The 25932-nt window shown below is 71.5% G+C and carries 21 protein-coding genes; 8 read left to right on the plus strand and 13 right to left on the minus strand.

From position 1 onward, the window contains the following. Positions 1–6 precede the first annotated feature (6 nt). From OHS82_RS30515 to OHS82_RS30535, 5 genes are all read left to right on the plus strand, one after another. Positions 7–915 carry a sugar ABC transporter permease gene (locus tag OHS82_RS30515; protein WP_057583302.1) on the plus strand — a complete coding sequence of 303 codons (909 nt, stop codon included), beginning with the start codon at positions 7–9 and terminating at the stop codon, positions 913–915. Positions 916–1070: 155 nt separating this feature from the next. Beyond that, positions 1071–2810 (plus strand): glycoside hydrolase family 13 protein, encoded by a 1740-nt coding sequence (locus tag OHS82_RS30520; protein WP_057583304.1) that lies wholly within the window; start codon positions 1071–1073, stop codon positions 2808–2810. A 197-nt stretch (positions 2811–3007) separates the two neighbouring features. Next, the gene (locus OHS82_RS30525; RefSeq protein ID WP_328434994.1) at positions 3008–4390 is read left to right on the plus strand and encodes an alpha-amylase; all 1383 of its coding nucleotides are present in this window, start codon (positions 3008–3010) and stop codon (positions 4388–4390) included. A 165-nt stretch (positions 4391–4555) separates the two neighbouring features. Further along, complete coding sequence (gene pulA / locus OHS82_RS30530) at positions 4556–9967, plus strand: pullulanase-type alpha-1,6-glucosidase (RefSeq protein WP_328434995.1); 5412 nt, start codon at positions 4556–4558, stop codon at positions 9965–9967. Between the two features lie 197 nt (positions 9968–10164). Continuing rightward, entirely contained in the window at positions 10165–10527 is a 363-nt protein-coding gene (locus tag OHS82_RS30535) for a 5-carboxymethyl-2-hydroxymuconate Delta-isomerase (RefSeq protein ID WP_328434996.1), read from the plus strand. A gap of 4 nt (positions 10528–10531) precedes the next feature. On the opposite strand, the gene OHS82_RS30540 is transcribed toward OHS82_RS30535, so the two are convergent. Together OHS82_RS30540 and OHS82_RS30545 are read right to left on the minus strand one after the other, a co-directional pair. Next, a complete protein-coding gene (locus OHS82_RS30540) occupies positions 10532–11221 on the minus strand; it encodes a TetR/AcrR family transcriptional regulator (RefSeq protein WP_107105351.1) in 690 nt (229 codons plus the stop codon). A 162-nt stretch (positions 11222–11383) separates the two neighbouring features. Next, positions 11384–13315, minus strand: coding sequence for a hypothetical protein (locus tag OHS82_RS30545; protein WP_057583459.1), 1932 nt, complete (start codon positions 13313–13315; stop codon positions 11384–11386). 133 nt (positions 13316–13448) lie between these two features. Between OHS82_RS30545 and OHS82_RS30550 the strand changes: the two genes are divergently transcribed. Beyond that, positions 13449–13877, plus strand: coding sequence for a hypothetical protein (locus OHS82_RS30550; protein ID WP_057583313.1), 429 nt, complete (start codon positions 13449–13451; stop codon positions 13875–13877). Between the two features lie 141 nt (positions 13878–14018). On the opposite strand, the gene OHS82_RS30555 is transcribed toward OHS82_RS30550, so the two are convergent. The 9 genes from OHS82_RS30555 to OHS82_RS30595 form a co-directional block, all read right to left on the minus strand. After that, positions 14019–15602 carry a DUF1996 domain-containing protein gene (locus OHS82_RS30555; RefSeq protein ID WP_328434997.1) on the minus strand — a complete coding sequence of 528 codons (1584 nt, stop codon included), beginning with the start codon at positions 15600–15602 and terminating at the stop codon, positions 14019–14021. A 177-nt stretch (positions 15603–15779) separates the two neighbouring features. Further along, the gene (locus tag OHS82_RS30560) at positions 15780–16436 is read right to left on the minus strand and encodes a LuxR C-terminal-related transcriptional regulator (protein WP_057583317.1); all 657 of its coding nucleotides are present in this window, start codon (positions 16434–16436) and stop codon (positions 15780–15782) included. Next, positions 16421–17707: a sensor histidine kinase gene (locus OHS82_RS30565; RefSeq protein ID WP_057583319.1), complete on the minus strand. Its 1287-nt coding sequence runs from the start codon at positions 17705–17707 to the stop codon at positions 16421–16423. Before OHS82_RS30565 ends, OHS82_RS30560 begins: the two co-directional genes overlap by 16 nt. A 51-nt stretch (positions 17708–17758) precedes the next feature. Continuing rightward, positions 17759–18796 carry an NAD-dependent epimerase/dehydratase family protein gene (locus OHS82_RS30570; RefSeq protein ID WP_057583321.1) on the minus strand — a complete coding sequence of 346 codons (1038 nt, stop codon included), beginning with the start codon at positions 18794–18796 and terminating at the stop codon, positions 17759–17761. A 66-nt stretch (positions 18797–18862) separates the two neighbouring features. Then, complete coding sequence (locus tag OHS82_RS30575; protein WP_328434998.1) at positions 18863–19444, minus strand: winged helix-turn-helix domain-containing protein; 582 nt, start codon at positions 19442–19444, stop codon at positions 18863–18865. Between the two features lie 82 nt (positions 19445–19526). Further along, positions 19527–19649, minus strand: a complete 123-nt coding sequence (locus OHS82_RS30580; protein WP_266728206.1) for a hypothetical protein — start codon at positions 19647–19649, stop codon at positions 19527–19529. Positions 19650–19820: 171 nt separating this feature from the next. Continuing rightward, entirely contained in the window at positions 19821–20852 is a 1032-nt protein-coding gene (gene glnII / locus OHS82_RS30585) for a glutamine synthetase (protein ID WP_057583325.1), read from the minus strand. A 665-nt stretch (positions 20853–21517) separates the two neighbouring features. Continuing rightward, on the minus strand, positions 21518–22243 hold the full coding sequence (locus tag OHS82_RS30590; protein WP_328434999.1) for a hypothetical protein: 726 nt from the start codon (positions 22241–22243) through the stop codon (positions 21518–21520). 143 nt (positions 22244–22386) lie between these two features. Next, a complete protein-coding gene (locus tag OHS82_RS30595) occupies positions 22387–22746 on the minus strand; it encodes an arsenate reductase family protein (protein ID WP_328435000.1) in 360 nt (119 codons plus the stop codon). A 284-nt stretch (positions 22747–23030) separates the two neighbouring features. Between OHS82_RS30595 and OHS82_RS30600 the strand changes: the two genes are divergently transcribed. After that, positions 23031–23345, plus strand: a complete 315-nt coding sequence (locus OHS82_RS30600; RefSeq protein WP_057583329.1) for a hypothetical protein — start codon at positions 23031–23033, stop codon at positions 23343–23345. 212 nt (positions 23346–23557) lie between these two features. Here the strand turns inward: OHS82_RS30600 and OHS82_RS30605 are convergent, their stop codons facing one another. Further along, on the minus strand, positions 23558–24742 hold the full coding sequence (locus OHS82_RS30605) for a winged helix DNA-binding domain-containing protein (protein WP_057583332.1): 1185 nt from the start codon (positions 24740–24742) through the stop codon (positions 23558–23560). A 249-nt stretch (positions 24743–24991) separates the two neighbouring features. Between OHS82_RS30605 and OHS82_RS30610 the strand changes: the two genes are divergently transcribed. After that, positions 24992–25276 (plus strand): hypothetical protein, encoded by a 285-nt coding sequence (locus tag OHS82_RS30610; protein WP_328435001.1) that lies wholly within the window; start codon positions 24992–24994, stop codon positions 25274–25276. 41 nt (positions 25277–25317) lie between these two features. On the opposite strand, the gene pspAB is transcribed toward OHS82_RS30610, so the two are convergent. Continuing rightward, a complete protein-coding gene (pspAB, locus tag OHS82_RS30615) occupies positions 25318–25932 on the minus strand; it encodes a PspA-associated protein PspAB (protein ID WP_057583335.1) in 615 nt (204 codons plus the stop codon).

Here is a 25932-nt window from a genome sequence, read left to right on the forward strand (position 1 = left end):
GTTCCCATGAGCAGCACCACAGTCGAGACCTCCGCCGCCAGGAGCGAGCAGCGTTCCGCGAAGACGCCGCGCCGGGCCCGCCGCCGCGGAGAGAACAGCCTCGCCGGCTCCCTCGCCTCGCACGGCGTCCTGGTCGTCGCGAGCCTGATCGCGCTCTTCCCGATCGCCTGGCTCGTCTATCTGTCCCTCGGCCCGGACAAGGACGACTACCTGCACCCGGGCGGCATCTGGGGCAAGATGACGTTCGCCAACTACACGTTCGTCGTCGAACACACCGAGTTCTTCAACTGGTTGAAGAGCTCGCTCATCGTCACGCTCGGCACGACCGCCATCGGCGTGCTCATCGCCGCCACCACCGGCTACGCCGTGTCCCGCATGCGCTTCCCCGGCTACAAGAAGTTCATGTGGGTGCTGCTGGTCACCCAGATGTTCCCGGTCGCCGTGCTGATGGTGCCGATGTACCAGATCCTCTCGGACCTGCAGCTCATCGACAACTACCTCGGCCTGATCCTCGTGTACTGCACGACGGTGATCCCGTACAGCGCCTGGCTGCTCAAGGGGTACTTCGACACCATCCCCTTCGAGATCGACGAGGCGGGACGCGTGGACGGGCTCACCCCGTTCGGCACCTTCTTCCGGCTGATCCTGCCGCTCGCCAAGCCCGGGCTCGCGGTGGCCGCCTTCTACAACTTCCTCACCGCTTTCAGCGAGGTCGCGTTCGCCTCGACGTTCATGCTCAGCGACGACAAGTACACGCTCGCCGTCGGCCTGCAGTCCTTCGTCAGCGAACACGACGCCCAGCGCAACCTGATGGCCGCCACCGCGGTGCTGATCGCGATACCGGCCGCCGTGTTCTTCTACCTCGTGCAGAAGAACCTCGTGACCGGCCTGACCGCGGGCGGCACCAAGGGCTGAGCGCCCGACGCTCCCTCGGACTCCCGCGCGGCCTGCCGCGCGGGCGGCGGCCGCGGTGTCCTTCCGACCCCGCCGGCACCGCGGCCGCCTCGTTCCCACCCGCCGCCCGACCCGAAAACCCCATGACCACCACTCCGTTACGTACCAAGGACGTCATGAGCCAGCAGCCCTCCGCAGCCCCGGCCCCCGCCCCCACCTCGGCCGTCGCCACCGTCGCCCAGCACCACGACTGGTGGCGGGACGCGGTGATCTACCAGGTGTACCCGCGCAGCTTCGCCGACAGCAACGGCGACGGCATGGGAGACCTGGAAGGCGTACGCTCCCGTCTCCCGTACCTGCGCGACCTCGGTGTGGACGCCGTGTGGCTCAGCCCCTTCTACGCCTCGCCGCAGGCCGACGCCGGCTACGACGTCGCCGACTACCGTGCCGTCGACCCGATGTTCGGCAACCTGCTCGACGCCGACGCGCTGATCCGCGACGCCCGGGGACTGGGCCTGAGGATCATCGTCGACCTGGTCCCGAACCACTCCTCAGACCAGCACGAGTGGTTCAAGCGCGCGCTGGCGGACGGCCCCGGCTCGCCCCTGCGCGACCGCTACCACTTCCGCCCCGGCAAGGGCGCGGACGGCGAACTCCCGCCCAACGACTGGGAGTCCATCTTCGGCGGCCCGGCCTGGACGCGGGTCACCGAGCCGGACGGTTCGGCCGGCGAGTGGTACCTGCACCTCTTCGCCCCCGAGCAGCCCGACTTCAACTGGGAACACCCGGCGGTCGGCGACGAGTTCCGCTCGATCCTGCGCTTCTGGCTGGACATGGGCGTCGACGGCTTCCGCATCGACGTCGCCCACGGCCTGGTCAAGGCGGCCGGTCTGCCCGACCTCGGCTCCCACGAACAGCTCAAACTGCTGGGCAACGATGTCATGCCGTTCTTCGACCAGGACGGCGTCCACGAGATCTACCGCCAGTGGCGGCTGATCCTCGACGAGTACTCGGGAGGGAAGGGGCCCGAAGGGCCATCCGCAGAAGGGCGGGGGCGGGAGACGGGTGGGCGCATCTTCGTCGCCGAGGCCTGGACCCCGACCGTCGAGCGCACCGCGAACTACGTCCGCCCCGACGAGCTGCACCAGGCGTTCAACTTCCAGTACCTGAGCACCGCGTGGGACGCGAAGGAGCTGCGCGAGGTCGTCGACCGCACACTGGAGGCGATGCGCCCGGTCGGCGCGCCCGCCACCTGGGTGCTGTCCAACCACGACGTCACCCGGCACGCCACCCGCTTCGCCAACCCGCCCGGCCTCGGCACCCAGATCCGCACGGCCGGCGACCGCGCGCTGGGCCTGCGCCGCGCCAGGGCGGCGAGCCTGCTGATGCTGGCGCTCCCCGGCTCGGCGTACGTCTACCAGGGCGAGGAGCTCGGTCTGCCGGACGTCGTCGACCTGCCCGACGAGGTGCGTCAGGACCCGGCGTACTTCCGCGGCGCGGGCCAGGACGGCTTCCGCGACGGCTGCCGCGTCCCGATCCCGTGGACCCGGGAGGGCTCCTCCTACGGCTTCGGCGCCGGCGGCAGCTGGCTGCCCCAGCCCCCGCACTGGGGCGAGTTGAGCGTCGAGGCGCAGGAAGGCGTGCCGGACTCCACGCTGGAGCTGTACCGCACGGCCCTCGCCGTCCGCCGGGCCCGGACCGACCTCGGCGCCGGTGACTCGGTGGAGTGGCTGAAGGCCCCGGAGGGCGTACTGGCCTTCCGCCGCGGGGAGTTCGTCTGCGTGACGAACACCTCCGGCGAGTCGGTGCGCACCCCGGTCCACGGCCGCATCCTGCTCGCCAGCGGCGAGGTCGCGGAGGCGGACGGCGAGGTGAAACTCCCCGCGGACACGACCGTGTGGTGGACGACCGCCTGACCCACGGCGTCCTCACGCCTCCTGCACCGGTCCGCCGGGCCCGCCGCTCCCCACGGAGCGGCGGGCCCGGCGTCATTTCTTTCCGTTCCTTCACGTCGCCCCTCTGCCCTTTCCGGTCGGCGTTCCCTTAACATCACGCCACCGCAAGGTTTCTGAAAGATTTCAGCAAGAGCCTTCAACGACGAAGGAACCCCACGATGACACCCAGCAGACCCCTCACGGGCGCCCTCGCCCTGGCCGCCGCGGCGGCCGTCGTCCTCCCCGGCGCCCCCACCGCCTCCGCCGCCCCACCCGGCGTCAAGGACGTCACCGCCGTCCTCTTCGAGTGGAACTTCGCCTCGGTCGCCAAGGAGTGCACCAGCGCACTCGGCCCCGCCGGCTACGGCTACGTGCAGGTCTCCCCGCCCGCCGAGCACATACAGGGCGCGCAGTGGTGGACGTCCTACCAGCCCGTCAGCTACAAGATCGCGGGCCGGCTCGGCGACCGCACGGCGTTCCGGAGCATGGTGAACACCTGTCACGCGGCCGGCGTGAAGGTCGTCGTCGACACCGTGGTCAACCACATGGCGGCCGGCAGCGGCACCGGGACCGGCGGGTCGTCGTACACGAAGTACGACTACCCCGGCCTGTACTCCTCGCACGACTTCGACGACTGCACCGCCCAGATCTCCGACTACACGAACCGCTGGAACGTCCAGCACTGCGAACTCGTCGGGCTCGCCGACCTGGACACCGGCGAGGACTACGTCCGCAGGGCCGTCGCCGGGTACCTGAACGACCTGCTCACCCTGGGCGTGGACGGCTTCCGCATCGACGCCGCCAAGCACATCGCCACGGCCGACCTCGCCGACATCAAGTCGCGGCTGACGAACCCGGGCGTGTACTGGAAGCAGGAGGTCATCTACGGCAGCGGAGAGGCCGTTCAGCCGACCGAGTACACCGGCAACGGGGACGTCCAGGAGTTCCGCTACGCCTACGACCTCAAGCGGGTCTTCAACAACGAGAATCTCGCCTACCTGAAGAACTACGGTGAGGGCTGGGGCTACATGAACGGCTCGGTCGCCGGCGTCTTCGTCGACAACCACGACACCGAGCGCAACGGATCGACCCTGAACTACAAGGACGGCGCGAGCTACACCCTCGCCAACGTGTTCATGCTCGCGTATCCCTACGGGGCCCCGGACGTGAACTCCGGCTACGAGTGGTCGAACGCGGACGCCGGCCCGCCCAACGGCGGTAACGTCAACGCCTGTTGGCAGGACGGCTGGAAGTGCCAGCACGCCTGGCCGGAGATCTCCCGCATGGTGGCTTTCCGCAACGCCACGCGTGGCGAGCCGGTCGGCGACTGGTGGGACAACGGCGGCGACGCGATCGCCTTCGGTCGGGGCTCGAAGGGGTACGTGGCCGTCAACCACGAGAGCGGCTCGCTGAGCCGGACCTTCCAGACCGGGCTGCCCGCGGGCGCCTACTGCAACATCCAGAACAACACGACCGTCACTGTGAACTCCTCGGGGCAGTTCACGGCGACGCTGGGCGCCAACACGGCGCTGGCGCTCTACGCGGGCAAATCCACCTGCTGAGGGAGCCGTCGGGAGCAAGGGTCGTGAAAGTTCTTTCTCGGCCTTTCATGACCCTTGCTGTAAAGCTTGCGTCGGCGATACGGTCGCGCGGACGCCCGGTGACGCAGCCGTCCCGGGCGCAGGGGTCGGACCCGACAGAGCCGCAGCCGCAAGGAGTTCCCGCCTGTGATACCGAGATGGCCCGCGCCCCGGACGCGCCGCACCGCCCACGCCGCACGGGTGGCCGCCGTCACCGTGGCAGCCCTGGCCGCCGCACTGGTCCAGCCGCTCGCCGCGCGAGCCGACAGCCCGCCCGCGCCGCCCTCCGACGCCAGGCTCGCCGCGGAGCCCGCCCGGCACGACGACACGCGTGAGCAGTTCTACTTCGTCATGCCGGACCGGTTCGCCAACGGCAGCACCGCCAACGACCGCGGCGGACTGACCGGTTCACGCCTGACCACCGGCTACGACCCCACCGACAAGGGCTTCTACCAGGGCGGCGACCTCCAGGGCCTGACCCGGCGCCTCGACTACATCAAGGGCCTCGGCACCACCGCGATCTGGATGGCCCCGATCTTCAGGAACCAGCCCGTGCAGGGGACCGGAAAGGACGCCTCGGCCGGCTACCACGGGTACTGGATCACCGACTTCACCCAGGTCGACCCGCACTTCGGCAGCAACAAGGACCTCGAGACCCTCATCGACAAGGCCCACGCCAAGGGCATGAAGGTCTTCTTCGACGTCATCACCAACCACACCGCCGACGTCGTCGACTACCGGGAGAAGTCCTACGACTACCTCTCCAAGGGCGCGTTCCCGTACCTGACGAAGAACGGCGAACCGTTCGACGACGCCGACCACGCGGGCGGCGCGACGTTCCCGGCGGTGGACGCCGCCTCCTTCCCGCGGACCCCGACGGTCCCCGCCGCGAAGAAGAACGCCAAGGTCCCTTCCTGGCTCAACGACCCGACGATGTACCACAACCGCGGCGACTCCACCTACGCCGGCGAGTCGACGACGTACGGCGACTTCTCCGGCCTGGACGACCTGTGGACCGAACGGCCCGAGGTCGTCAGCGGGATGGAGAGGATCTACCAGCGCTGGGTGCGCGACTTCGACATCGACGGCTTCCGCATCGACACCGTGAAGCACGTGAACATGGAGTTCTGGACCCAGTGGGCGACGGCCCTGGACGCCTACGCCAAGAAGCAGGGCCGTGACGACTTCTTCATGTTCGGCGAGGTCTATTCCGCCGACACGTCGATCACCTCGCCGTACGTCACCCGGGGCCGCCTCGACGCGACGCTCGACTTCCCCTTCCAGGAGGCGGCCCGCCAGTACGCCTCCCAGGGCGGCAGCGCGAAGAAGCTCGCGGCCGTCTTCGGCGACGACTACAAGTACACGACCGACAAGGCCAACGCGTACGAGCAGGTCACCTTCCTCGGCAACCACGACATGGGCCGCATCGGGTACTTCCTGAACCAGGACGACCCGAAGACGACCGACGCCGAACTGCTCGCCAAGGACGAGTTCGCCAACGAGCTGATGTTCCTCAGCCGCGGCAACCCGGTCGTCTACTACGGCGACGAACAGGGCTTCACCGGCGCCGGCGGCGACAAGGACGCCCGCCAGACCATGTTCGCCTCCCGCACGGCCGACTACCTCGACGACGACGAGATCGGCACCGACCGCACCCACGCGAGCGACGCCTACGACACCGGCGCGCCGCTGTACCGCCGGATCGCCGCCCTGTCGAAGCTCCGCAAGGCCCACCCGGCCCTCGCGGACGGCGTCCAGACCGAGCGTTACGCGGCCGACGGGGCGGGCGTCTACGCCTTCTCCCGCAACGGCCTCGGCAAGGACGCGACCGAGTACGTGGTCGCCTTCAACAACGCCGGCACGGCGAAGCAGGCGACGTTCGCCACCGGTTCCGCGAACACCGCGTTCCGCGGGATCTACGGCACCGGCAGGACGGTCACCGCCGGCGCCGACGGGAAAATCACCGTAACCGTTCCCGCAGGTTCGGCCGTCGTGTTCCGGGCCGCCCGCAGGCCGCAGGCCCCCGCGACCAGGCCGACGGTCTCCCTGCACGCCCCCGCCGCGGGCGCCACCGGCACCGTCGAGCTGAGCGCCGACGTCGCCGGCGGGCAGCTCGACCGGGTCGTCTTCGCCGCCCAGACCGGCAACGGCGGCTGGCGGACCCTCGGCTCCGCCGACCACGCCCCCTACAAGGTCACGCAGACCATCGGCGAGGACGTGCCGGCCGGCACCGCCCTGCGCTACAAGGCCGTGGTGATCGACTCGGCGGGCCGCACCGCGAGCGCGACGGCGACGAGCGTCACCGGCGCCCCGCCCGCCGAGGTGCCGCCCACCGCCTCCTCCCGTGACTACGCGATCGTCCACTACAAGCGCACCGACGGCGACTACGCCGACTGGAGTCTGTACGCCTGGGGCGACCTGGCCGACGGCGAGGCGACCACCTGGCCCGCCGGCCACCCCTTCACCGGCCGGGACGCCTACGGTGCCTTCGCCTACGTCAAGCTCAAGCCGGGCGCCTCGAGCGTCGGCTTCCTCGTCATCGACAAGGACGGCGACAAGGACGTCTCCGCCGACCGCACGATCGACGTCACCGCGACCGGCGAGGTCTGGATCGAGCAGGGCTCCGCGGACGTCCGCACGCAGCGGCCCGCATATCCGGCGCAGGACACGGCCAAGGCCGTCCTGCACTACCACCGCGCCGACGGCGACTACGACGGCTGGGGTCTGCACACCTGGACGGGAGCAGCCAGCCCCACCGAGTGGTCGCGCCCGCTGAAGCCCGCGCGGACCGACGCCTACGGCGCGGTCTTCGAGGTGCCGCTCGCCGCGAACGCCACGGGCCTCAGCTACATCCTGCACAAGGGCGACGACAAGGACCTGCCCTCCGACCAGTCCCTCGATCTGACGAGCACGGGCCACGAGGTGTGGCTGCTGAACGGCCAGGAGGAGTACCTGCTCCCGCAGCCCGCGGGATCGGCCGCCGCGCTCGACCTCACCACCTCCAAGGCGGTCTGGATCGACCGGAACACGGTCGCCTGGAACGGCTCGCCGGCCGCCGCCTCCACCCAGCTGCTGTACAGCGACAAGGGAGCGATCGCCGTCGAGGACGGCACACTGACCGGCGCGGCCAAGTGGCTCCGGCTGACGAAGACCACCCTCACCGACGCCCAGAAGGCGAAGTTCCCGCACCTCGGGGCCTACACCGCCTGGTCCGTCGACCCGCGGGACCGCGCCCGGGTGCGTGCGGCGCTGACCGGCCAGGTCGTGGCCTCGCAAAGGGCCGTGACCGGAGCGGTGCTGTCGGCCACGGGGGTGCAGATCGCCGGCGCGCTCGACGACCTGTACGCCGGGGCCACCGCGGCCCGGCTCGGGCCGACCTTCCACAAGGGCCGCCCCACGCTGGCGGTCTGGGCCCCGACGGCCCAGCAGGTGTCACTGGAGCTCGGCGGCTCCACCGTGAAGATGAAGCGGAACGACGCGACCGGCGTCTGGTCCGTGACCGGCCCCAGGTCGTGGAAGAACAAGCCCTACCGGTACGCCGTGACCGTGTGGGCTCCCGGCGCCGCCAAGGTCGTCGTCAACAAGGTCACCGACCCCTACTCGGTCGCCCTCACCACCGACTCCGAGCGCAGTCTCGTCGTCGACCTGGACGACAGGTCGCTGGCGCCGGGCGGCTGGTCGACGCTGGCCAAACCGAAGGCCGTCCCGCTCAAGGACGCCCAGATCCAGGAACTGCACGTCCGGGACTTCTCCGTCGCGGACACCACCGTCCCCGCGCGTGACCGGGGCGGCTACCTGGCCTTCACCGACCGCGGCAGCGACGGCTCGAAGCACCTGCGGGAGCTGGCGGCGGCGGGCACGTCGTACGTCCATCTCCTGCCCGTCTTCGACATCGCCACCATCGCCGAGAAGAAGGCCGACCAGGCCGCCCCCGCCTGCGATCTCGCCTCCTACCCGGCGGACTCCGAGAAACAGCAGGAATGCGTTTCCGCGGCCGCCGCGAAGGACGCCTACAACTGGGGTTACGACCCGTACCACTACACGGTCCCCGAGGGGTCCTACGCCACCGACCCCGACGGGACGGCCCGTACCGTCGAGTTCCGCAGAATGGTGAAGGCGCTCAACGAGGACGGCCTCCGGGTCGTCATGGACGTCGTCTACAACCACACGGCGGCGAGTGGACAGGCCCGCACCAGCGTCCTCGACCGGATCGTGCCCGGCTACTACCAGCGGCTGCTCGCCGACGGCTCGGTCGCCAGGAGCACCTGCTGCGCGGGCACGGCGACCGAGAACGCCATGATGGGCAAGCTGGTCGTCGACTCCGTCGTCACCTGGGCCAAGGAGTACAAGGTCGACGGCTTCCGCTTCGACCTCATGGGACACCACCCGAAGGCCAACATCCTCGCCGTGCGCAAGGCGCTGGACGCGCTGACCCCCGCCGAGGACGGTGTCGACGGCAAGAAGATCATCCTCTACGGCGAGGGCTGGAACTTCGGCGAGGTCGCCGACGACGCCCGCTTCGTGCAGGCCACGCAGCGGAACATGGCGGGAACCGGTGTCGCGACGTTCTCCGACCGCGCGCGGGACGCCGTCCGCGGCGGCGGGCCGTTCGACGAGGACCCCGGCGTGCAGGGCTTCGCCTCAGGCCTCTACACGGACCCCAACGCGTCCAAGGCCAACGGCACCCCCGCCGAGCAGCGGACGCGACTGCTGCACTACCAGGACCTCATCAAGGTCGGGCTGTCCGGGAACCTGGCCGCGTACCGCTTCTCCGACGCCGACGGCAAGGAGGTCACCGGTGCCGAGGTCGACTACAACGGGGCCCCGGCCGGCTACGCCGACGCACCCGGTGACGCCCTCGCGTACGCCGACGCCCACGACAACGAGTCGCTGTTCGACGCCCTCGCCTACAAGCTGCCGGCCGGCACCTCCGCCGCCGACCGCTCCCGTATGCAGGTCCTCGCCCTGGCGACCGCCGCCCTCTCCCAGGGCCCGGCGCTGTCCCAGGCCGGCACCGACCTGCTGCGCTCGAAGTCCCTGGACCGCAACTCCTTCGACAGCGGCGACTGGTTCAACGCGATCCACTGGGACTGCGCGGCCGGCAACGGCTTCGGCCGCGGACTGCCGCCGGCCGCCGACAACGCGTCCAAGTGGAACTACGCCAAGCCCCTGTTGACCTCGGTCGAGGTGGGCTGTCCGCAGATCACGGCGGCCTCCGCGGCCTACCGGGATCTGCTGAGGATCCGCACCACGGAGAAGGCGTTCTCCCTCGGTTCGGCGGCCCGGGTGCAGGAGCATCTGTCCTTCCCGCTGTCCGGCGAGAAGCAGACGCCCGGAGTGATCACCATGGAGCTCGGCGACCTGGTCGTCGTGTTCAACGCGACGCCCACCGCGCAGCAGCAGACGGTCGGCGGGCTCGCGGGCTCGGGATACCGACTGCACCCGGTGCAGTCGGCGGGGGCGGACGCCACCGTGCGGGCCTCGTCGTACGACAGGGCGTCCGGCACGTTCGCCGTACCGGCCCGGACCGTGGCGGTGTTCGCCAGGACGACGCGCTAGCGGACCCCGCGACGCACGACCCCGGTGGAGCGGACCGAAGCCCCGGCCCGGTCTGCTCCGCCGGCGCGTCCGGCGCGTCCGGCGCGTCCGGCGCGTCCGAGGCGTCCGAGGCGTCCGGCGCGCCCGCGGGCGGCGCGAGCCGGTGAACCTTTCCGGCGGCACTAGGGTGATCCCCGAGACCTAGAACAGGAGTGCCCATGCCGCAGATCACCGTCGACTACTCGAGCACCATGGCCCCGGCCTTCGACCGCGCCGGCTTCGCGCGGGCCCTGCACGCCTCGGTGGTCGAGATCGCTGCCGCCAAGCCGGAGGCCTGCAAGACCCTGTTCCGGCCGGCCGAGTTCACCGCGTTCGGCTACGACGACCCCGAGGAGCGGGGGCACGCCGTCGTGCACGTCACGCTGGGGCTGCTCGCCGGCCGCACCGACGAGACCAGGACGAAGTTGACCGAGACGGTGTTGGAGCTGCTGCGCGCGCATGTGGCGGACGGCGGTTTCGTGCTGCACGCCTCCGCCGAGGTACGCGACCTCGACCCGTCGTACCGCAAGTACGAGAGCTGACGTCTCAGGAGGCGAGGGCGATGAGCCGGGCGGTCAGGTCGCCGAACGGGCCGTCGGCCGGCTCGCCGCCCAGCACGGGCCGCAGCAGCGTGCGCAGCTCGTCGTCGAAGGCGGCGCTGACGGCGGTGAGCGCCGCGAAGTCGTGCACGAGCTGGACCTCCAGCTCCTCGCGCGGGATGCGCCGCCCGTCCAGCCAGATCAGCGCGGTCGACTCGGCGAGCGAGATCCAGGAGCGGACGACCAGTTCCAGCCGCGCCGGCGGATCGGTCACCTCCAGATGCGACAGGATCTGTTCGTAGGCGATCTGGCGCACGGAGTCGACGAGTGCGTTCGTGGTCGACGAGCCGACCGCCGGACCGCCGCGCATCAGCGCCGAGAAACCGGGACCGTGCGCGTCGACGAAGTCGAAGAACCGGTGCATCACGCGCAGCAGCCGGGCGCCGAGCGGTCCTTCGTGCGGTTCGGTGAACCGTTCCGCCAGATCTTCCGAAGCCCGCTTCAACGCGGCCTCGTACAGGCTGAGTTTGCCGGGGAAGTAGTGGTAGACGAGGGGCCGGGAGATACCGGCGGCCGCGGCTATCTCGTCGATGGAGACATCGTCGGGCGAGCGCTGGGCGAACAGGTCGAGGGCGACGCCGATCAGCTGCTGCCGACGCTCCTCGACACCCATTCTGCGGCGGACCCCGGTAGTCATGCGGACACCTTACCGATCGAATCCGGACTCCAACCGACCGGATCCGTGCACGCGTTCCCCTTGATCCCTCGCACACGCGATCACTGCCCCCGCGCAGGTCCGGCACCGCGCGCTCACCGCGCGCCCCCGCGGCACGCGGCCCCGTCGACCCGGCCCGGGCCCTCAGCGCAGTCCGCTGATCGCGCGCCCGTCCGCGAGCCTGCCCTCCAGGCCGGCCTGGGCCCCCTGCTTCGCGGACACCGTCAGCAGATGCCCCTGCCCGGACCCGCGCACCCCGCCCGTCGTGCGGATGGACGCCGTCTGCCGGTCGCCGGCCGCGAGCAGGTACCAGCGGCCGCCCTTCGACTTCCACAGCACCCCGGCCAGCACGTGCGGGTCGCGCGGTCCGCACGCCGGCACGTCCCCGGCCTTCGCCACCGCCGCCCCGAAGATGCCGCCCGGGGTGTGGAACTGCGCCAGCACCCTGCTTCCGTCGCCGCGCCAGGTCTCCGCCCGGGTGCACACCCAGGACGCCGATCCGCTCGCGTCCGGCAGCGGCTGCCGGGTGTACGCCCACGCGTTGACCGTCCGCACGCCCTGACCGCGCGCGTCGGCCAGCGAGCAGGCGAACGGCGCCCAGGTCCGCAGCGCCTGGGCGCCGGTCGCCTCCCGAGGCGCGGCCGGACGGCCGGCGGTCAGCCGGGCGGGGACGAGTTCGGCGAGGTCGCTGTAGAGACGGGTGCCCAGGGCGTCGGTCAACAGGAGGACGTTCCACGTCGTGCAGGCCCCGGCGCGGGCGGCCGGGCTGGCCAGCGGCGAGGTGACGCCGTCGGTCAGGGTCAGGCCCATCACCCCGGCGCCCGGCTTCGTCAGGTCCCGCTCGCCGGCCTTCGTGACCCAGGGGGCCGTCAGATAGCGGACGTTGCCGTCGGCCCGGCCCAGCACCAGCGCGCCCGCGTCGATGCCGGACGCGCCGTCGACCCGGGCGAAGTCGAGAGCCGCGCCGGCGGTGCCGTCCTTCGGCTCGGCGTAGCGGGCGATGCGCAGCCCGTCGTAGAGGATCACCACGCGCGCGGTGTCGACCTCGCCCGCGTACAGGAGCTGGGGCGGTCCCGCGGGGCCGCCGGAGGGGGTGTCGGGGGTGGACGAGACCTGGACGGTCGCGCCGGGCCGGGCCCAGACGGCGAGCGCGCGGCGCAGCAGGGCGCTGTCACCGGTGAGCGGACCGCGCGCGGGCCACACCGAGAAGTCGGTGCGGGGGGAGGTCTTCCAGGCGGCGGGGGAGATCTTCACCAGCCGCCCGGGGTCGAGGGCGGCCTCGGCGGCCGGATTCTGCGCGTAGGCCGGAGCGGCCGCGCCGTCGGGCCCCCAGCCGTCGCCGGGCAGCGCGACCAGTGCGCCGCACACGGCGAGCGCGGCCACGGCGGCGAGGGCCGCCCTGCCGTGCTGGCGCCGGCGCGTCAGGTCGGTGGGCCGGGCCTGCAGCGCGCAGGGGTCGAACTCGGGGGAGCCGAGCAGCGGGTACTGCGCGGCCGGGACCTCGGCGGCCTCGCGCAGGGCCGCCGTCACGTCGGATCCGTGGACGCCGGACCCGGTCAGCACCGCGCGGACATCGCCGTCGGGGAGCTTCTCCAGCCCGCGCAGGACGCAGGCGGCGCGGGCCGGTCCGGACAGGTCGGCGAGCCGCTGGTCGAGGGCGAGCTCGTCGGCGCCCCCGGAGCGGGGGAAGAGGCGCAGGCCCCACACCTGGGGGAGCAGCGGCGGCAGTTGCGCGCGCTTCGGCCATGCCCGCAGTCCCGTCGGCGCCCCCGCCTCCAGCGCGGCACTGACCACCTGGAGCCGGACGTAGGCGTACCCGGGGTCGCCGTCGCGGCCGGTGGACTGGGCGGGAATGACGGGAGCGGAGGCGCGGCGGCGCGGCAGGGCGCGCTGCACGAGGGCGTGGGCGGTCAGGACGCGCCGGCCGCGGCCGAGCGTGGGCGGCAGCACCAGATAGGCGAGCCGCACGAGACGCGGATAGTGCTCGACGAGGGCGGCCTCGGCCTGCTCGACGTCGATGGTCCGGCCGGCGGAGGACCGGGGTGCGGGGCGGGGGGCGACATCTCGTGACTGCACGTCCACCAGAACGAGCGAGCCGGGGGATGGTCACCCCTGTGGAGCAACGGCCGTGCATGGGGCACACCGGGTATTTTGAGCGCGCCGGGCACGGGAGCCGTATCCAGGGCGAGGCTCTTGCAGGGAGGAACAGATGAAGGTGACCCGACCGATGCTCGCCGCGGCGGCCGCGGCGGCGGCGCTGCTGCTGGCGGGATGCGGATCCGGCGACAAGGAGGCCGCCGCTCCGAAGACGGCGACCGGCAGCCTGGAGCACATCGCCGCCGAGGTGAAGTGCACCCCGGACATGCAGACCGACGCGGACGAGATCCGCCAGGCCGTCTGCAAGAACGCCGACGGCAAGTTCATCCTGGCGACCTTCGCCACCGACCGCGGCCTGCGCGAGTGGATCAACTCGGCGAAGGACTACGGCGGCCACTACCTCGTCGGCCGCAAGTGGGTGGCCGTGGGGGAGAGCAGCACGGTGACGGCGCTGCGCACCACGCTCGGCGGCGACATCGAGGAGGGCACCGACCACGGCGCGCACAAGGAGTCCGGCGGCGCGACCCACTCCAGCCACTGAAGTCCTCCGCGCGATGGCGGAGGCCGGAACGCGGAGCACGGGGCGTGCGAGCAGCAGACGGACGGCAGACGGACGGACGGCATACGAAAACCGGCGGTGGGATCTCCCACCGCCGGTTCTCGTATGCCTGCTAGGCCGGTGCTACTGGCACTGCTGGCCCTTGTTGACGCAGTTCGCGATCTTGTTGTTCAGCTGCGCGTTCATCACGTTGATGAAGTCGTCGTGGTCGGTGGACGGCTTGTGGAGCTGCTCCGGGAAGCCGTCGACCGCGTAGGCGTTCTTGACCTGGCCGTTCTGGATGACCGGGGTGGGAACGGCGTACACGAGACGCATGGTCAGCTGCGGGATCGCCTTGAAGCCGTTCTGGCAGTTGCCGTTGGCGTCGGCGAAGGCGACGTGCGTGCGGTGGTTGGCCGAGTCGATGTTCTTGCCGTCCCAGCAGCTCTGGAAGGCGAACGTGCGGACCACGTTGCTGCCCTGGGGGCAGATCGGGTACTGCTCGGTCAGCTGGACCTTGTTCTCGAAGCCGGTGCAGCTCCAGTGCGCGTTGGCGTTGGCCAGACCGTTGGTGGTGGTCTTGGCGTCACCGGTGATGATGCGCAGGAACTGCGGCATCGCGACGACCTTGGCCTTCGGGCTGCCGACGAACTTGATCTCCGCCTGCTTGGCCTTCAGGACCTTGCCGACGTTGCCTTCCTTGCCACCGCCGTCCCGGTTCTGGTCGAACTCCTTCGTGCCGTCCTGGACGCGCAGCACCGGCCAGTAGTAGGACGACTTGTCCTGCTGGTTCTGGCAGGAGGTCTGGGCGGCCGCGAACGTGTTGTTGTTGGCGAAGGCGTCGTTCGACTGGTTGCCGACGTAGTCGTGCAGGTGGTGCGCGCCGTTGGTCACGCCGGGCGCCACGATGACGTTGTCGGTGTTGAACTTGTTGTTGGCGTTGACGCCGCAACGGGTGGTGAACGTGCCGGTCGAGGCCTGGCCGTTCTTGCGGGGCTTGGCCTTGACGTTGGCCTGGACCTTCGTGATGTCGACGAAGTCCGACGCCACGGGGCCGTTGCCGGCCTGACCGCCGTTGCCGCCCTGCTGGCCGCCGTTGTTCTGCTGGCCGCCGTTGTTGTTGTTCTGGCCGCCGTTGTTCTGCTGGCCGCCGTTGTTGTTCTGGCCGCCGTTGTTGTTGTTCTGACCGCCGTTGTTCTGCTGGCCGCCGTTGTTGTTGTTCTGCCCGCCCTGGCCGGCGTTGGTGTTGTTCGCCGCCTGGGTGGTGCAGGCCGCGAGCTGGCTCAGCGAGTTGTCGAACTGGCCGCCGGCGCGCTGGATGTTGATGCGGATGCGGTCGATCGTGGCCCCCCGCTTCTCCTTGAGGGGGCCGACGATCGCGTTCTGGACGAAGCCGGCGTCGCCGGCCTGGGCCTGACGCGTCGACGCGAGACGGGTGTACGCCTCGGTGATCTGCTTGTCGAGGTTGGCCAGCTCTGTCGCGACGCCCTGCTTGGCCCCGTTGGGCACGCTCGTCAGCTTCTGCCCCACATCCGGGCAGGAGATCGTGGCGACCTGCGCGGCCGCGTTGGCGGCCTTGGTCTGGTTCTGACCCGAGTTATTCGATTCGTGCGCCGAAGCGTAGAAGTTCGCCCAGATCAGCCCGCCCCCGCCGAGCGCTAGGGCCGCCGATGCTGCCACGGCCTTCGTGGCCATCGACGAACGGCGTTTACGTATGTTGCGTCCCATGGAACTCCTCTGACTTCCTTGCGGGGCAGCATCGAGGCGCCCGACAGGAGTGAAGCTGAAGCTGCTCCCTCCTTTACGCACGACGCTTCACAGGTGTTCAGCCCGCTCAGAAATTGATGAGAGTCCCGTACGGCGAAACAACCCCAAAACCACCGCGCGACACACCAGTTGGCGGGCTCAGCGACCCCGGTCCAGGTAGGCCAGCACCGCCAGTACCCTGCGGTTGTCGTCGTCGGAGACCTCCAGGCCCAACTTCACGAAGATGTTCGCGGTGTGTTTGGCGACGGCCCGCTCGGTCACGACCAGTTTGCCCGCGATCGCCGCGTTCGACCGTCCCTGCGCCATCAGTTCCATGACGTCCCGTTCGCGCGGGGTGAGCCGGTCCACCGGACCCCGCCCGTCGTGCGAGCGCCGGGCCAGCAGCTGCTGGATCACCTGGGGGTCCATCGCCGTCCCGCCGGCCGCCACCCGCCGTACGGAGTCCACGAACTGCTCCGCGTCGAAGACCCGGTCCTTCAGCAGATAGCCGACGCCGCCGCTGCCGTCCGCGAGCAGTTCGCGCGCGTACAGCTGCTCGACGTGCTGGGAGAGGACGAGCACCGGCAGCCCGGGCCGGTCCCGGCGGGCCCGGAGCGCGCACTGCAGTCCCTCGTCCGTGTGCGTGGGCGGGAGCCGGACGTCGACCACCGCGACGTCCGGCTCCAGTTCGGCGAGGGCCCGCTCCAGCTCGGGCCCGGTCTCGACGGCGGCGGCGATCTCGAAGTCGTAGGCTTCCAGCAGCCGGACGAGACCGTCCCGCAGCAGGAAGAGGTCCTCGGCTAGGACAACACGCAAGGGATCTCCATGGTCACCATGGTGGGACCGCCGGCAGGAGAGCTGACGGCCAGGACGCCGTCGAATGTACCCAGTCGCCGTTCGAGGCCGGCCAGCCCCGTGCCCGCCCCGACCGCCGCGCCGCCTTTGCCGTTGTCGGTGACGGAGATCCGCAGACTGCCGTCCGAGTGACGCAGGTCGACCCAGATCCGGTCCGCTCCGGAGTGCTTGACCGCGTTGGTGAGCGCCTCGCTCACCGCGAAGTAGGCCGCCGACTCCACCGGCGCCTCGGCCCGGCCCGCAAGTTCCACGTCGACCTCCGTCGTGACCGGCAGTCGCAGCGCCAACGCCCGCACGGCGTCGCCCAGTCCGCGTTCGGCGAGCACCGGCGGGTGGATGCCGCGCACCAGGTCGCGCAGTTCGGAGAGCGCCTCGGCGGACGACTGACGTGCCTGCGCGAGCAGTTCCTTGGCCTTCTCGGGGTTCTTGTCGACGAGCATCTCGACGGTGCCGAGGTCCATGCCCATCGCCACCAGCCGGGCCTGGGCGCCGTCGTGCAGATCCCGCTCGATGCGCCGCAGCTCGGCGGCGGAGGTGTCCACGGCGTCCCGCCGGGTCTCGGTCAACACCCGCACGCGTTCGGCGAGTTCGGCCTGACTGGGGGAGAGCATCGCCTTGGTGAGGCGGAAGTGGACCTGGAAGGCGCTCACGGCGTACCGGTGGGCGACGACCAGGATGACGGCGCCCAGGGCGGCGGCGGCGAACGCCGTCGTCTGGTCGCTGACCGGCACGAAGCCGTAGAAGTACGGTCCGTATTCCACGTGGGGTCCGCCCGTCATCGTCCGCCACAGCCCCAGCGGCAGCGCGAACCCCTCCAGTGGATAGAGGACCAGGACGGCGGGCAGCAGCGCGGTGACGAACCCGGCCGTCATGTCGACCGGCAGCCACCGCAGGTCCCGCCAGGTCGCGGGGTCCCGCAGCAGAGCGAAGGTGCGCGTCCACGGGTTCGCGGTCCCGGGCGCCGGCCGGTACGCCGACGGGATGCTCACCCCGCCCCACCGCTCGGCGAGCGCCCGTCGCCGGCCGGCGTAGGCGCGCACGCCCTTCACCACGTACGGCGTGGTGACGAGGCCGACCCCGATCGGTATCAGCGCCATGGACACGAGGGAGAGGCAGAAGCCCAGGATGCTCAGCGGCAGCGACACCACGGCCAGAGCGAGCCCCCGCGCGGCGGCGAGCCCCATCCCCCGTGCCCTCGAACCGACGTCGCCGCTCTTCGTGTGGGTGTTCATGCCGTCAGTCTGGCCGAGCCCGGACCGGCGGTCACTGGCCGAAGCCCCCGGTCAGGGGGTGGTGTCAGGTACACCCTCCACGCCCGCCGGGGCGGTCGCCGCGGCGAGCACCTTCGCCTCCAGCTCCGGGTCGAGGCCCTTGCGGGCCCGGTCCGGACGCTGGGGCGCGACGCCGCCGATGGACGTCAGCCAGCTCCAGGTGTCGGCGACGGTCTCCTCCACGGGACGGCAGGACAGCCCGGCTCCCACGGCCCGTGAGACGTCCGCCGCGTGCAGGGCGTCGTGCATGTCGGTGCCCGGCGGCACCCACACGGGCAGCTCGGTCCACGGCTCGATGCCGGCGCCGAGGACGATCTCCGGAGCCGTCCACCGCAGTTCGGCGTCCGAGCCGGTGGTCCGTACGCACGCCTCCAGCAGTTCGCCCATCGTGGCGTGGCCCTGCGGGCTCATCAGGTTGTACGGCCCGCTCAGCCCCTGTCCGACCGCGCCGAGGATCCATTCGGCGAGATCGCGGACGTCGATGTACTGCAGGGGCAGGCCGTGCGGACCGGGTGCGAGGACCGGGCCGCCGCGGGCGATCCGGGTCAGCCACCAGGGCAGCCGCCCGACGTTCTCGTAGGGGCCGAGGATCAGCCCGGCCCGTACCAGGACGGACGCGTCCGCGCCGAAGGCGTCGACGACCGCCAGCTCGCCGCCGCGCTTGTCCTTTACGTACTCGCTCTGTTCGGCGTCGGGGGCGGCCCCCTGCACGAGGGGGGCGTCCTCGGCGTACCCGGCGGGCGGGGCCCAGGCGTACACCGAGCAGCTGGACACGTACACGTACCGCCGGGCGCGGCCCCGCAGCAGCCGCGCCGTCTCGTGCACCGCGCGGGGCGCCGCCGACCATGTGTCGACGACGGCGTCCCAGTCGCCGTCGGCCAGGGCGGCGAGGCCCCCGGGCGCGGTCCGGTCGCCGGTCAGCGACCGGGCGCCGGGGACGGGCGCCTGCCGTCCCCGGTTGAGGACCGTCACCTCCCAGCCGCGTCCGAGGGCCGCCTCGACGACGGCCCGTCCCGCGAACTCCGTTCCACCCAGCACCAGAAGTCTCATGCCGGTGACTGTGCCCGGTGGCCGCCCGGAACGGAACCGCGCTCTGCCGTCGGCAGAGGGAACGGATCAGCGGGCGGTCGGCGGGGTGTACTTGTAGCCGACGCGGCGCACCGTCTGGATCGACTGACGGTGCCGGGCGCCCAGCTTGCGGCGCAGCCGGGCGATGTGGACGTCGACCGTGCGGCCGTCGCCGACATGGCCGTAGCCCCACACCGTGGTGACGAGCTGGTCGCGCGTGTGCACCCGGTTCGGGTGGGCGACGAGATGCGCGAGCAGCTCGAACTCCAGGTAGGTGAGGTCGAGTCGCTGTCCGTCGACCTCGGCGGTGCGCTGCACGGGGTCGACGCGCACGAGGGGTTCGCCGGCCGCGCCGGTGTCGGCGGGGGCCCGGTCCGGCACCGCCACCGGCAGGAACGGCGGCTGCTGGTCGGCCGGGACGAGCACCAGGTAGCCGACCATGGGCGGTCGGCCGGGCAGGCTGGGCAGCGTGTGCTGCGGGGCGGGCAGCCAGGTGGCGCCCGGCGGCAGGAAGTCCGCGACGTCCACCACCTCGTCCCGGTCGACGGCGCGCAGCCGGTGCCGGGCGGAGCCGCCCGGGGCGGGAGAGGCGGGAGAGGGAGCGGCGGAGAGGGAACGAGTGGTCGCCATGAGAGGTCAGCTCTTTCGCGCGAGGAGTTCGTCGGAAGGGACGTACGTCGTGCGCGCTGGCCGAAGGCCGGGGTGTACGGCTTTAGAGGGCCGGCGCGTTCGTCGCGCGGCAACACACCCGGTCGAAGTCGTGGTGCTGACGGGAGGGCCAGAAGGGCTCGAGGTCATGGCGACCCGTCGCGGTGTGCTTCTGGAAGGTGGCCATGGCCCCATTAGAGCAGACACCTGCCCGCAACAGGAGAGTCCTCTCACAGCTTGGACGCGTCCTCGGCGTGAACTCCGCCTCAGTCGGCTCCCCGAGCTCCCCGGGAGGTGCGGGGCATGCGCAAGGGGCGCCCGCCGAGTCGGCGGGCGCCCCTTGCGGGAGTTCGGGGGATCAGACCTGGCCGGCCTTCTCCAGCGCCGAGCAGCAGGTGTCCACGATCAGACGGGTCACCAGGTACGGGTCGACGTTGGCGTTCGGACGGCGGTCCTCGATGTAGCCCTTGCCGTCCTTCTCGACCTGCCACGGGATGCGGACCGAGGCGCCGCGGTTGGAGACGCCGTAGGAGTACTCGTTCCACGGGGCGGTCTCGTGCAGGCCCGTCAGACGGTCGTCGATGCCGGCGCCGTAGTGCTTGACGTGGTCGAGCGGCTTGGAGCCCTCACCGAGCGACTCGCACGCGGTGATGATCGCGTCGTAGCCCTCGCGCATCGCCTTGGTGGAGAAGTTGGTGTGCGCGCCGGCGCCGTTCCAGTCGCCCTTGACCGGCTTGGGGTCGAGGGTGGCGGAGATGCCGAAGTCCTCGGCGGTGCGGTAGAGCAGCCAGCGGGCCACCCACAGGTGGTCGGAGACCTCCAGCGGGGAGACGGGGCCGACCTGGAACTCCCACTGGCCGGGCATGACCTCGGCGTTGATGCCGGAGATCGCGAGGCCGGCGGCCAGACAGTTCTCGAGGTGCGCCTCGACGACCTCGCGGCCGAAGATCTCGTCCGCGCCGACACCGCAGTAGTAGCCGCCCTGCGGGGCCGGGAAGCCGCCCTTGGGGAAGCCGAGCGGGTAGCCGTCCTGGAAGAAGGTGTACTCCTGCTCGATGCCGAAGATCGGCTCCTGCGCGGCGAACTTCTCGGACACCTCGGCGAGCGCGGCACGCGTGTTGGACTCGTGCGGCGTCATGTCGATGTCGAGGACCTCGCACAGGACGAGGATGTCGTCGCCGCCGCGGATCGGGTCGGGGCAGGTGAAGACCGGCTTGAGGACACGGTCCGAGGAGTGGCCCTCGGCCTGGTTCGTGGAGGACCCGTCGAAGCCCCAGATCGGCAGCTCCTCGAGACCGGCGGGCTCGCCCCCGATGATCTTCGTCTTGGAACGGAGCTTCGCCGTCGGCTGGGTGCCGTCGATCCAGATGTACTCAGCCTTGAAGGTCACGGGCCACTTCCTTCGGGGGTGTGTCTGACGCACTTTGCGGGTGCTGCGGCGCTGCGGCACTGGGGCGCCGCCTGTTTGTCCCGAAGCTTGTCAACAGGCGATTTCCCGATCATTGCTCGAATGTGAACCCCGTGTTACCTGGTGGTTCTGTGGCCCGGCTCACGCCGTGAGGCGCCCGCCCGGCCCTTCGTCGCCCCCGGCGGGAGTGGCCGTCCCGGCCGGGCGGCGTCTCGTATGCGACGGGAGTGAACGGTCCCCGAGGGGGCATCCGGGCCGTCAGCCGCTCTCCGCGGCGGCCGGAGCACCCCGTCGGGAAACCGTGGATCGCGGCCCGCCTCGCGCTGCGCGCCCCGCACGCGTACGCCGCCTGTTCCTCCTCGACCCGACCCGGTGCTTCGCCGGATACGAGGCGGCGTACCTGCCGCGCGTCCTGCCGATGCCCGTGCGGCCCACCCCGCGCCGGTCCTGCTGCTCGTGGCCGCGAACAGCAGGACCCATGACGCGCACACCCTGGCGGCCCGGGCGGGCGAGGCAGTGCGGTGCGCGAACTCGGGACGACCGTCCTGCCGGACGTCTCCCCTCACGCGCTGCCGCCCGCCGCGCCCTCCGGAACGGGCCGCCGTGTCAACGGGTTCCTGTGCGGCCGGTTCCTGTGCGGCCGAGTCTCACCCCACCTTCTCGATCACGGCCCGGCGGATCAGGAACTTGCCCGGTTCACGGACGAGTTCGAAGGCCGCGTTGTTGAGCAGGGCGCAACTCCCGGAGACCGAGGTCACCTCCACGGTCGTGGACTTGTTGTTGTCCAGGTTGGTGACCTTCAGCCTGGTCCCCGCCGGGAACTGGTTGCTCGACGCGGCCGGGGCCCCGCCCTCGCCGGAGAGGGTCACCGTGGAGCCGTTGCAGACCTGCCGACCGGAGGCGGCGCCGTTTCCCGCGTTGCCGTTGTTCCCGGTGCCGCCCGCGGGGGCCGAGGCCGCCTGCGAGGGCTGGGTCGCCTGGGCGCCGCCGGTCTGGGCGCCGCCGGTCTGAGCGCCGCCGGTCTGGGCGCCGCCCGTCTGGGAGTCCTGAGCCGACTCCCCGACGGTGCACCCGGACGCCTTCTGCTGCACCTTGATCTGCGTGATGACGGCCTCGCGGTTGGCGATGCGGGCCTGGGACTGGGCGTCCGGGGCCGCCCGCTGTCCGTCGATGAACTTCTGGTTGTTGCCGAGGGCGGTGGCGAGGCCCTGGCACACCGTCGAGTTCGCGGCGGACAGCGGCGTCGCGTTCTGCGGGGTCTGGGCGGCGTTCGAGGTGTTCGCCATGGCGAAGGCGCCACCGCCCGCGACCGCCGCCGCGCTGACGAGCAGCGCGATCTTCTTCTTCGTGCCGACAGTTCTCCTGCGCGACATGCGCGCCTCCTGAGAGGTAGGGGAGCGTACGCCGCTATGTACGAGATACCGAACGAGGTTGCTCAGCGGCCCCAGGAGTCAGTTCGAGTGGCGTGCGTCACACGTCGCTACCGCTACCGCTACCGCTACCGCTACCGCTACCGCTACCGGGACAACACGTCCCGGACGGCCTCGTCGGTGCGGGCCACCACGGCGGTGCCGTCGTCGGCGGTGATGATCGGGCGCTGGATGAGCTTCGGGTGTGCGGCGAGGGCCGCGATCCAGCGCCCGCGCGTGTCCGCGTCCCGCGCCCAGTCCCTCAGCCCCAGTTCCTTGGCCGCGGCCTCCTGGGTGCGTGTGATGTCCCACGGCTCCAGGCCGAGGCGGTCGAGCACCGCCTCGATCTCGTCCTCGGTCGGGACGTCCTCCAGGTAGCGGCGGACGGTGTAGTCGGCACCCTCGGCGTCGAGCAGGGTGAGGGCGCTGCGGCACTTGGAACAGGCGGGGTTGATCCAGATCTCCATGCCGGTCACGGTAGCCCGGAAGCCGTCCCGGGAGGCGAGGCGGCCGGCGTCGTCGCGTCCCGGTGCGTCCGGTCGGCCCGCCATGCGGTCTGTTCGATTTTCTCGCCGCCTCGCCCGCCTCACCCGAACCTGCTGTGACATGGCCGCAAAACCCTTACTCACCTGGACTTTTGACGGCCCGTTCAGGCCTGCGCGATGTCAGTCCCAGGCGGTAAACTGTAAGCAGTGTTCGAGGGTTGGCCGGAGATTCCGGACCGAGCCCTGACCGCGACAGGAGGATGCCTGTGCCCGCTGCCGCACTGAAGCCGAAGCCGTTGCCGACCCAGTCCACCGCGAAGCGTTCCGTCCAGCTCGACCTGCCCTACGGGCCGGTGGTGAAGCAGGCGTTGCCGCCCGGGCGGCCGCGTGAGTGGTACGTCATGCACAACCGTCGCCTCAAGGCCATGCGCCTCGCCATCGCCCTGCTCGACCTGGGCGTGTATATGCCGAACCAGGCCCGCAACGAGCGGATCCGCAGCACGGCGGAGCTGATCGGCCTGCATCCGCCGTCGGACACGACCTGCCACATGGTGCGGGCGCTGCTGCGGTACAGCCGGTGAGGCGGGCGCCGGGCGCCGTCACACGGGACGACGCCCGGCGCTGACGCACCGGTACGCGCCGGAGCCGGTGCGGCAACCGGCGGCGGTGGACGTCCGCCTGTCGGCGCGAGCAGCCGGCCGCGGGCAGGTGGACGTCCGTCGAGCGCGCGGGCCGGTCCGCGCCCACCGGGGGGCGAGGCCCGCGTCCGGCCGGTGCGAGGCCGGCGCGCGGGTCAGCTCACCAGCTCCTTCTCCATCGGCGTCCGGAACCTCGGCGTCACCCGGGTCGGGCCCAGCCACGATCCCAGCGCCGCCGCCCGCGAGGCGATCGCCGCCTCGGCCTCGCTCCCCACACCGCGTGTGTCCAGGATCCGCCACACGATCTCCCCGTCGGCCCGCTGCGCCCACGCGCCCACCACCCGGCCGTTCCACCACACCGTCGGTCCCACGTTCCCGCTGTAGTCGAACAGGGCGGGGCGCAGCTCCGGGGCCAGATACCAGTCCCGGCCCTGCCAGCCCATCGCCGTCGGGTCGAGGCCGGGCAGCAGGGCCGCCCACGGTTCGGCCGGCCCGGGCACGGCCTCCACGTCGTCGCCGAGGACGTACCCGGTGCCCTCGTCCAGGGTCACCGCGCGCGCCCCGATCGCCGTCAGAGCGCGGCGCACCTCCGTGACCCGCCAGCCCGTCCACCACTTCAGGTCGGCCTCCGTGGCCGGGCCGCACGCGGCGAGCCAGCGCCGCAGCAGGTCCGACTGGGCCTCGGTGGCGGGCAGTTCGGGATGCCGCGGAGCGAGGGCCCAGCGGAACTGGTTCGACGTGAACGAGCCCAGCGGGCGCCCTCTGACCACCTTGCCCTCCACCCCCAGCACCTTCAACAGCCGTGTCCCCACGCTGTGCAGGCCCTCGTAGGGCTTGCCCGCCGCGTACACGAACCGCTCCCGCAGGCGCGGCTCCTCGGCGGCCAGCTCCCCCGAAGTGGCCTGCCCGAGACGGGCCAGAGCGGCCAACGCCGACTCCTCGACCTCCTTCAGCCAGGCCGCGTCGGGGGCGCCCGCCGTCGCCATGTCCTTCAGCAGCTTGGCCCGCTCCCGCGCGGCGACCACGATGCCGGTCGAGGCGTGCACGACCCCCGTCGACTCCGTGGGGAACACGAAGACCGTGTGCCGCATACCGTGCATGCGCACGAGAGTGCGGTCGGCGTACAGCGCGCGGTCGGTCTGCGTCACCGTCTGCGCAGGGTCGGCCAGCCGGGCGCCCACCGCCAGGTACACCGTCGCCGGGTCCGTGGCGTGCAGGGCGACCAGGGCGTCGGCGACCGCCTCCGGCGTCGTGCCCCGAGCCCCGGGGGCCAGCCGGTGCCGCAGGGCCAGCCTGGCCCGCCGCTCCGCCACGTCGATGTGCCGCAGCCCGTCGCCCATCCTGCCTCCGTCCCCCGTGACGCACCGCCCCGGGGCCTCGTCACGCCCGTCACCCGTTCCTGACCGCATCCTCCCCGACACCACTGACAACCGGCTCACGGACAACCGGCCGCCCGAACCGCTCCTTGCTGCACTCCCGCGCGCAGAAAAAGGAGATGCACGGTGAGTGACGGATTTCGTATTCTGAGACGCCACCCGGCCCCCATCGCCACACTCAGTCACCATCGTCGCCCAGGAAGGAGGCACGCCATGGGCACCGTCGTTCTCTCCGCGGCCGTCGTCCTGGTGGTCCTGGGATTCGGCCACCCGCTCTACTGGCTCGTCGCCGTCGCCGTGCTGTTCCTGTACGTGCGGTACGGGCTCGCAGCGGCCGCACCGACCTCGTCGTCCGCGCCCGGCCCGGCCCCGGGCCCGGCAGCCGCGCCCACCTCGTACAAGGCGTACCGCGAGCGCCGTGACCTGCAGGCCAAGTGGGAGCGCCGCTACCGCCGCGAGCGTCCGCTGCGGCACCGCCGTGACGAGGGCGCCAAGTAGGGCCGTCCGACCTGTAGGGCCGTCCGACCGCCGGACGGGCCCTACAGGCCGGGGGCTCCCCACACCGGGAACCAGCGGCTCAGGTCCGGCTCGATCCGCAGGTCGTCCGCCAGGGCGGCCTTCACCTGCAACTCCAGTGCGTTGTCGCGTCGCTGTCCCGCGCCGGGCAGCGGCGCGAACGGGTAGTAGGCGCCCCGCTTGTACAGGTACACCAGCGCCAGCCGCTGCCCGTCCGCCCCCCGGGGCCCCGCCGACGGCCCCGCGGCCCTCTCGAACCCGGCGAGGGAGCAGAGCAGTTGGGGGCCGAAGCCGTTGACCTCCATCGCGCTGTTCACCGCGTGCAGATCGTTGACCAGCAGCGCCAGCTGGTCGGGGGCGCGTTCGGAGACCAGCCAGGAGTAGCCGTAGTCGTCCCGCAGAAGCCGTACCGGAGGACCGGTGCGCTCGGTGTCGGCGTCGAGGAGCGCCTGCACCTCCCGATGCGTCTGCTCGAAGGCCGAGCCCTCGACGGTCGCGAAACACACGGCGCCCTGCCCGGTCGGGGTGAACCCGGCCGCCGCCTCCAGCGTCACCGCCGCCGAGGGCAGCGCGAACAGCTGATCGAGGTCGGGCGCGACCGGCTTCGTCCGGCCGAGCAGGATGTCCAGCAACCCCAT

It is taken from the genome of Streptomyces sp. NBC_00425 (assembly GCF_036030735.1).
Classification (GTDB): Bacteria; Actinomycetota; Actinomycetes; order Streptomycetales; family Streptomycetaceae; genus Streptomyces.

What these genes read in the sequence shown, in the direction of transcription:
- OHS82_RS30515 (WP_057583302.1), top strand. Translation starts at nt 7, where the DNA reads ATGAGCAGCACCACAGTCGAGACCTCCGCCGCCAGGAGCGAGCAGCGT.
- OHS82_RS30520 (WP_057583304.1), top strand. Translation starts at nt 1,071, where the DNA reads ATGAGCCAGCAGCCCTCCGCAGCCCCGGCCCCCGCCCCCACCTCGGCC.
- OHS82_RS30525 (WP_328434994.1), top strand. Translation starts at nt 3,008, where the DNA reads ATGACACCCAGCAGACCCCTCACGGGCGCCCTCGCCCTGGCCGCCGCG.
- OHS82_RS30535 (WP_328434996.1), top strand. Translation starts at nt 10,165, where the DNA reads ATGCCGCAGATCACCGTCGACTACTCGAGCACCATGGCCCCGGCCTTC.
- OHS82_RS30540 (WP_107105351.1), bottom strand. Translation starts at nt 11,221, where the DNA reads ATGACTACCGGGGTCCGCCGCAGAATGGGTGTCGAGGAGCGTCGGCAG.
- OHS82_RS30550 (WP_057583313.1), top strand. Translation starts at nt 13,449, where the DNA reads ATGAAGGTGACCCGACCGATGCTCGCCGCGGCGGCCGCGGCGGCGGCG.
- OHS82_RS30555 (WP_328434997.1), bottom strand. Translation starts at nt 15,602, where the DNA reads ATGGGACGCAACATACGTAAACGCCGTTCGTCGATGGCCACGAAGGCC.
- OHS82_RS30565 (WP_057583319.1), bottom strand. Translation starts at nt 17,707, where the DNA reads ATGAACACCCACACGAAGAGCGGCGACGTCGGTTCGAGGGCACGGGGG.
- OHS82_RS30570 (WP_057583321.1), bottom strand. Translation starts at nt 18,796, where the DNA reads ATGAGACTTCTGGTGCTGGGTGGAACGGAGTTCGCGGGACGGGCCGTC.
- OHS82_RS30575 (WP_328434998.1), bottom strand. Translation starts at nt 19,444, where the DNA reads ATGGCGACCACTCGTTCCCTCTCCGCCGCTCCCTCTCCCGCCTCTCCC.
- OHS82_RS30580 (WP_266728206.1), bottom strand. Translation starts at nt 19,649, where the DNA reads ATGGCCACCTTCCAGAAGCACACCGCGACGGGTCGCCATGACCTCGAG.
- OHS82_RS30590 (WP_328434999.1), bottom strand. Translation starts at nt 22,243, where the DNA reads ATGTCGCGCAGGAGAACTGTCGGCACGAAGAAGAAGATCGCGCTGCTC.
- OHS82_RS30595 (WP_328435000.1), bottom strand. Translation starts at nt 22,746, where the DNA reads ATGGAGATCTGGATCAACCCCGCCTGTTCCAAGTGCCGCAGCGCCCTC.
- OHS82_RS30605 (WP_057583332.1), bottom strand. Translation starts at nt 24,742, where the DNA reads ATGGGCGACGGGCTGCGGCACATCGACGTGGCGGAGCGGCGGGCCAGG.
- OHS82_RS30610 (WP_328435001.1), top strand. Translation starts at nt 24,992, where the DNA reads ATGGGCACCGTCGTTCTCTCCGCGGCCGTCGTCCTGGTGGTCCTGGGA.
- pspAB (WP_057583335.1), bottom strand. Translation starts at nt 25,932, where the DNA reads ATGGGGTTGCTGGACATCCTGCTCGGCCGGACGAAGCCGGTCGCGCCC.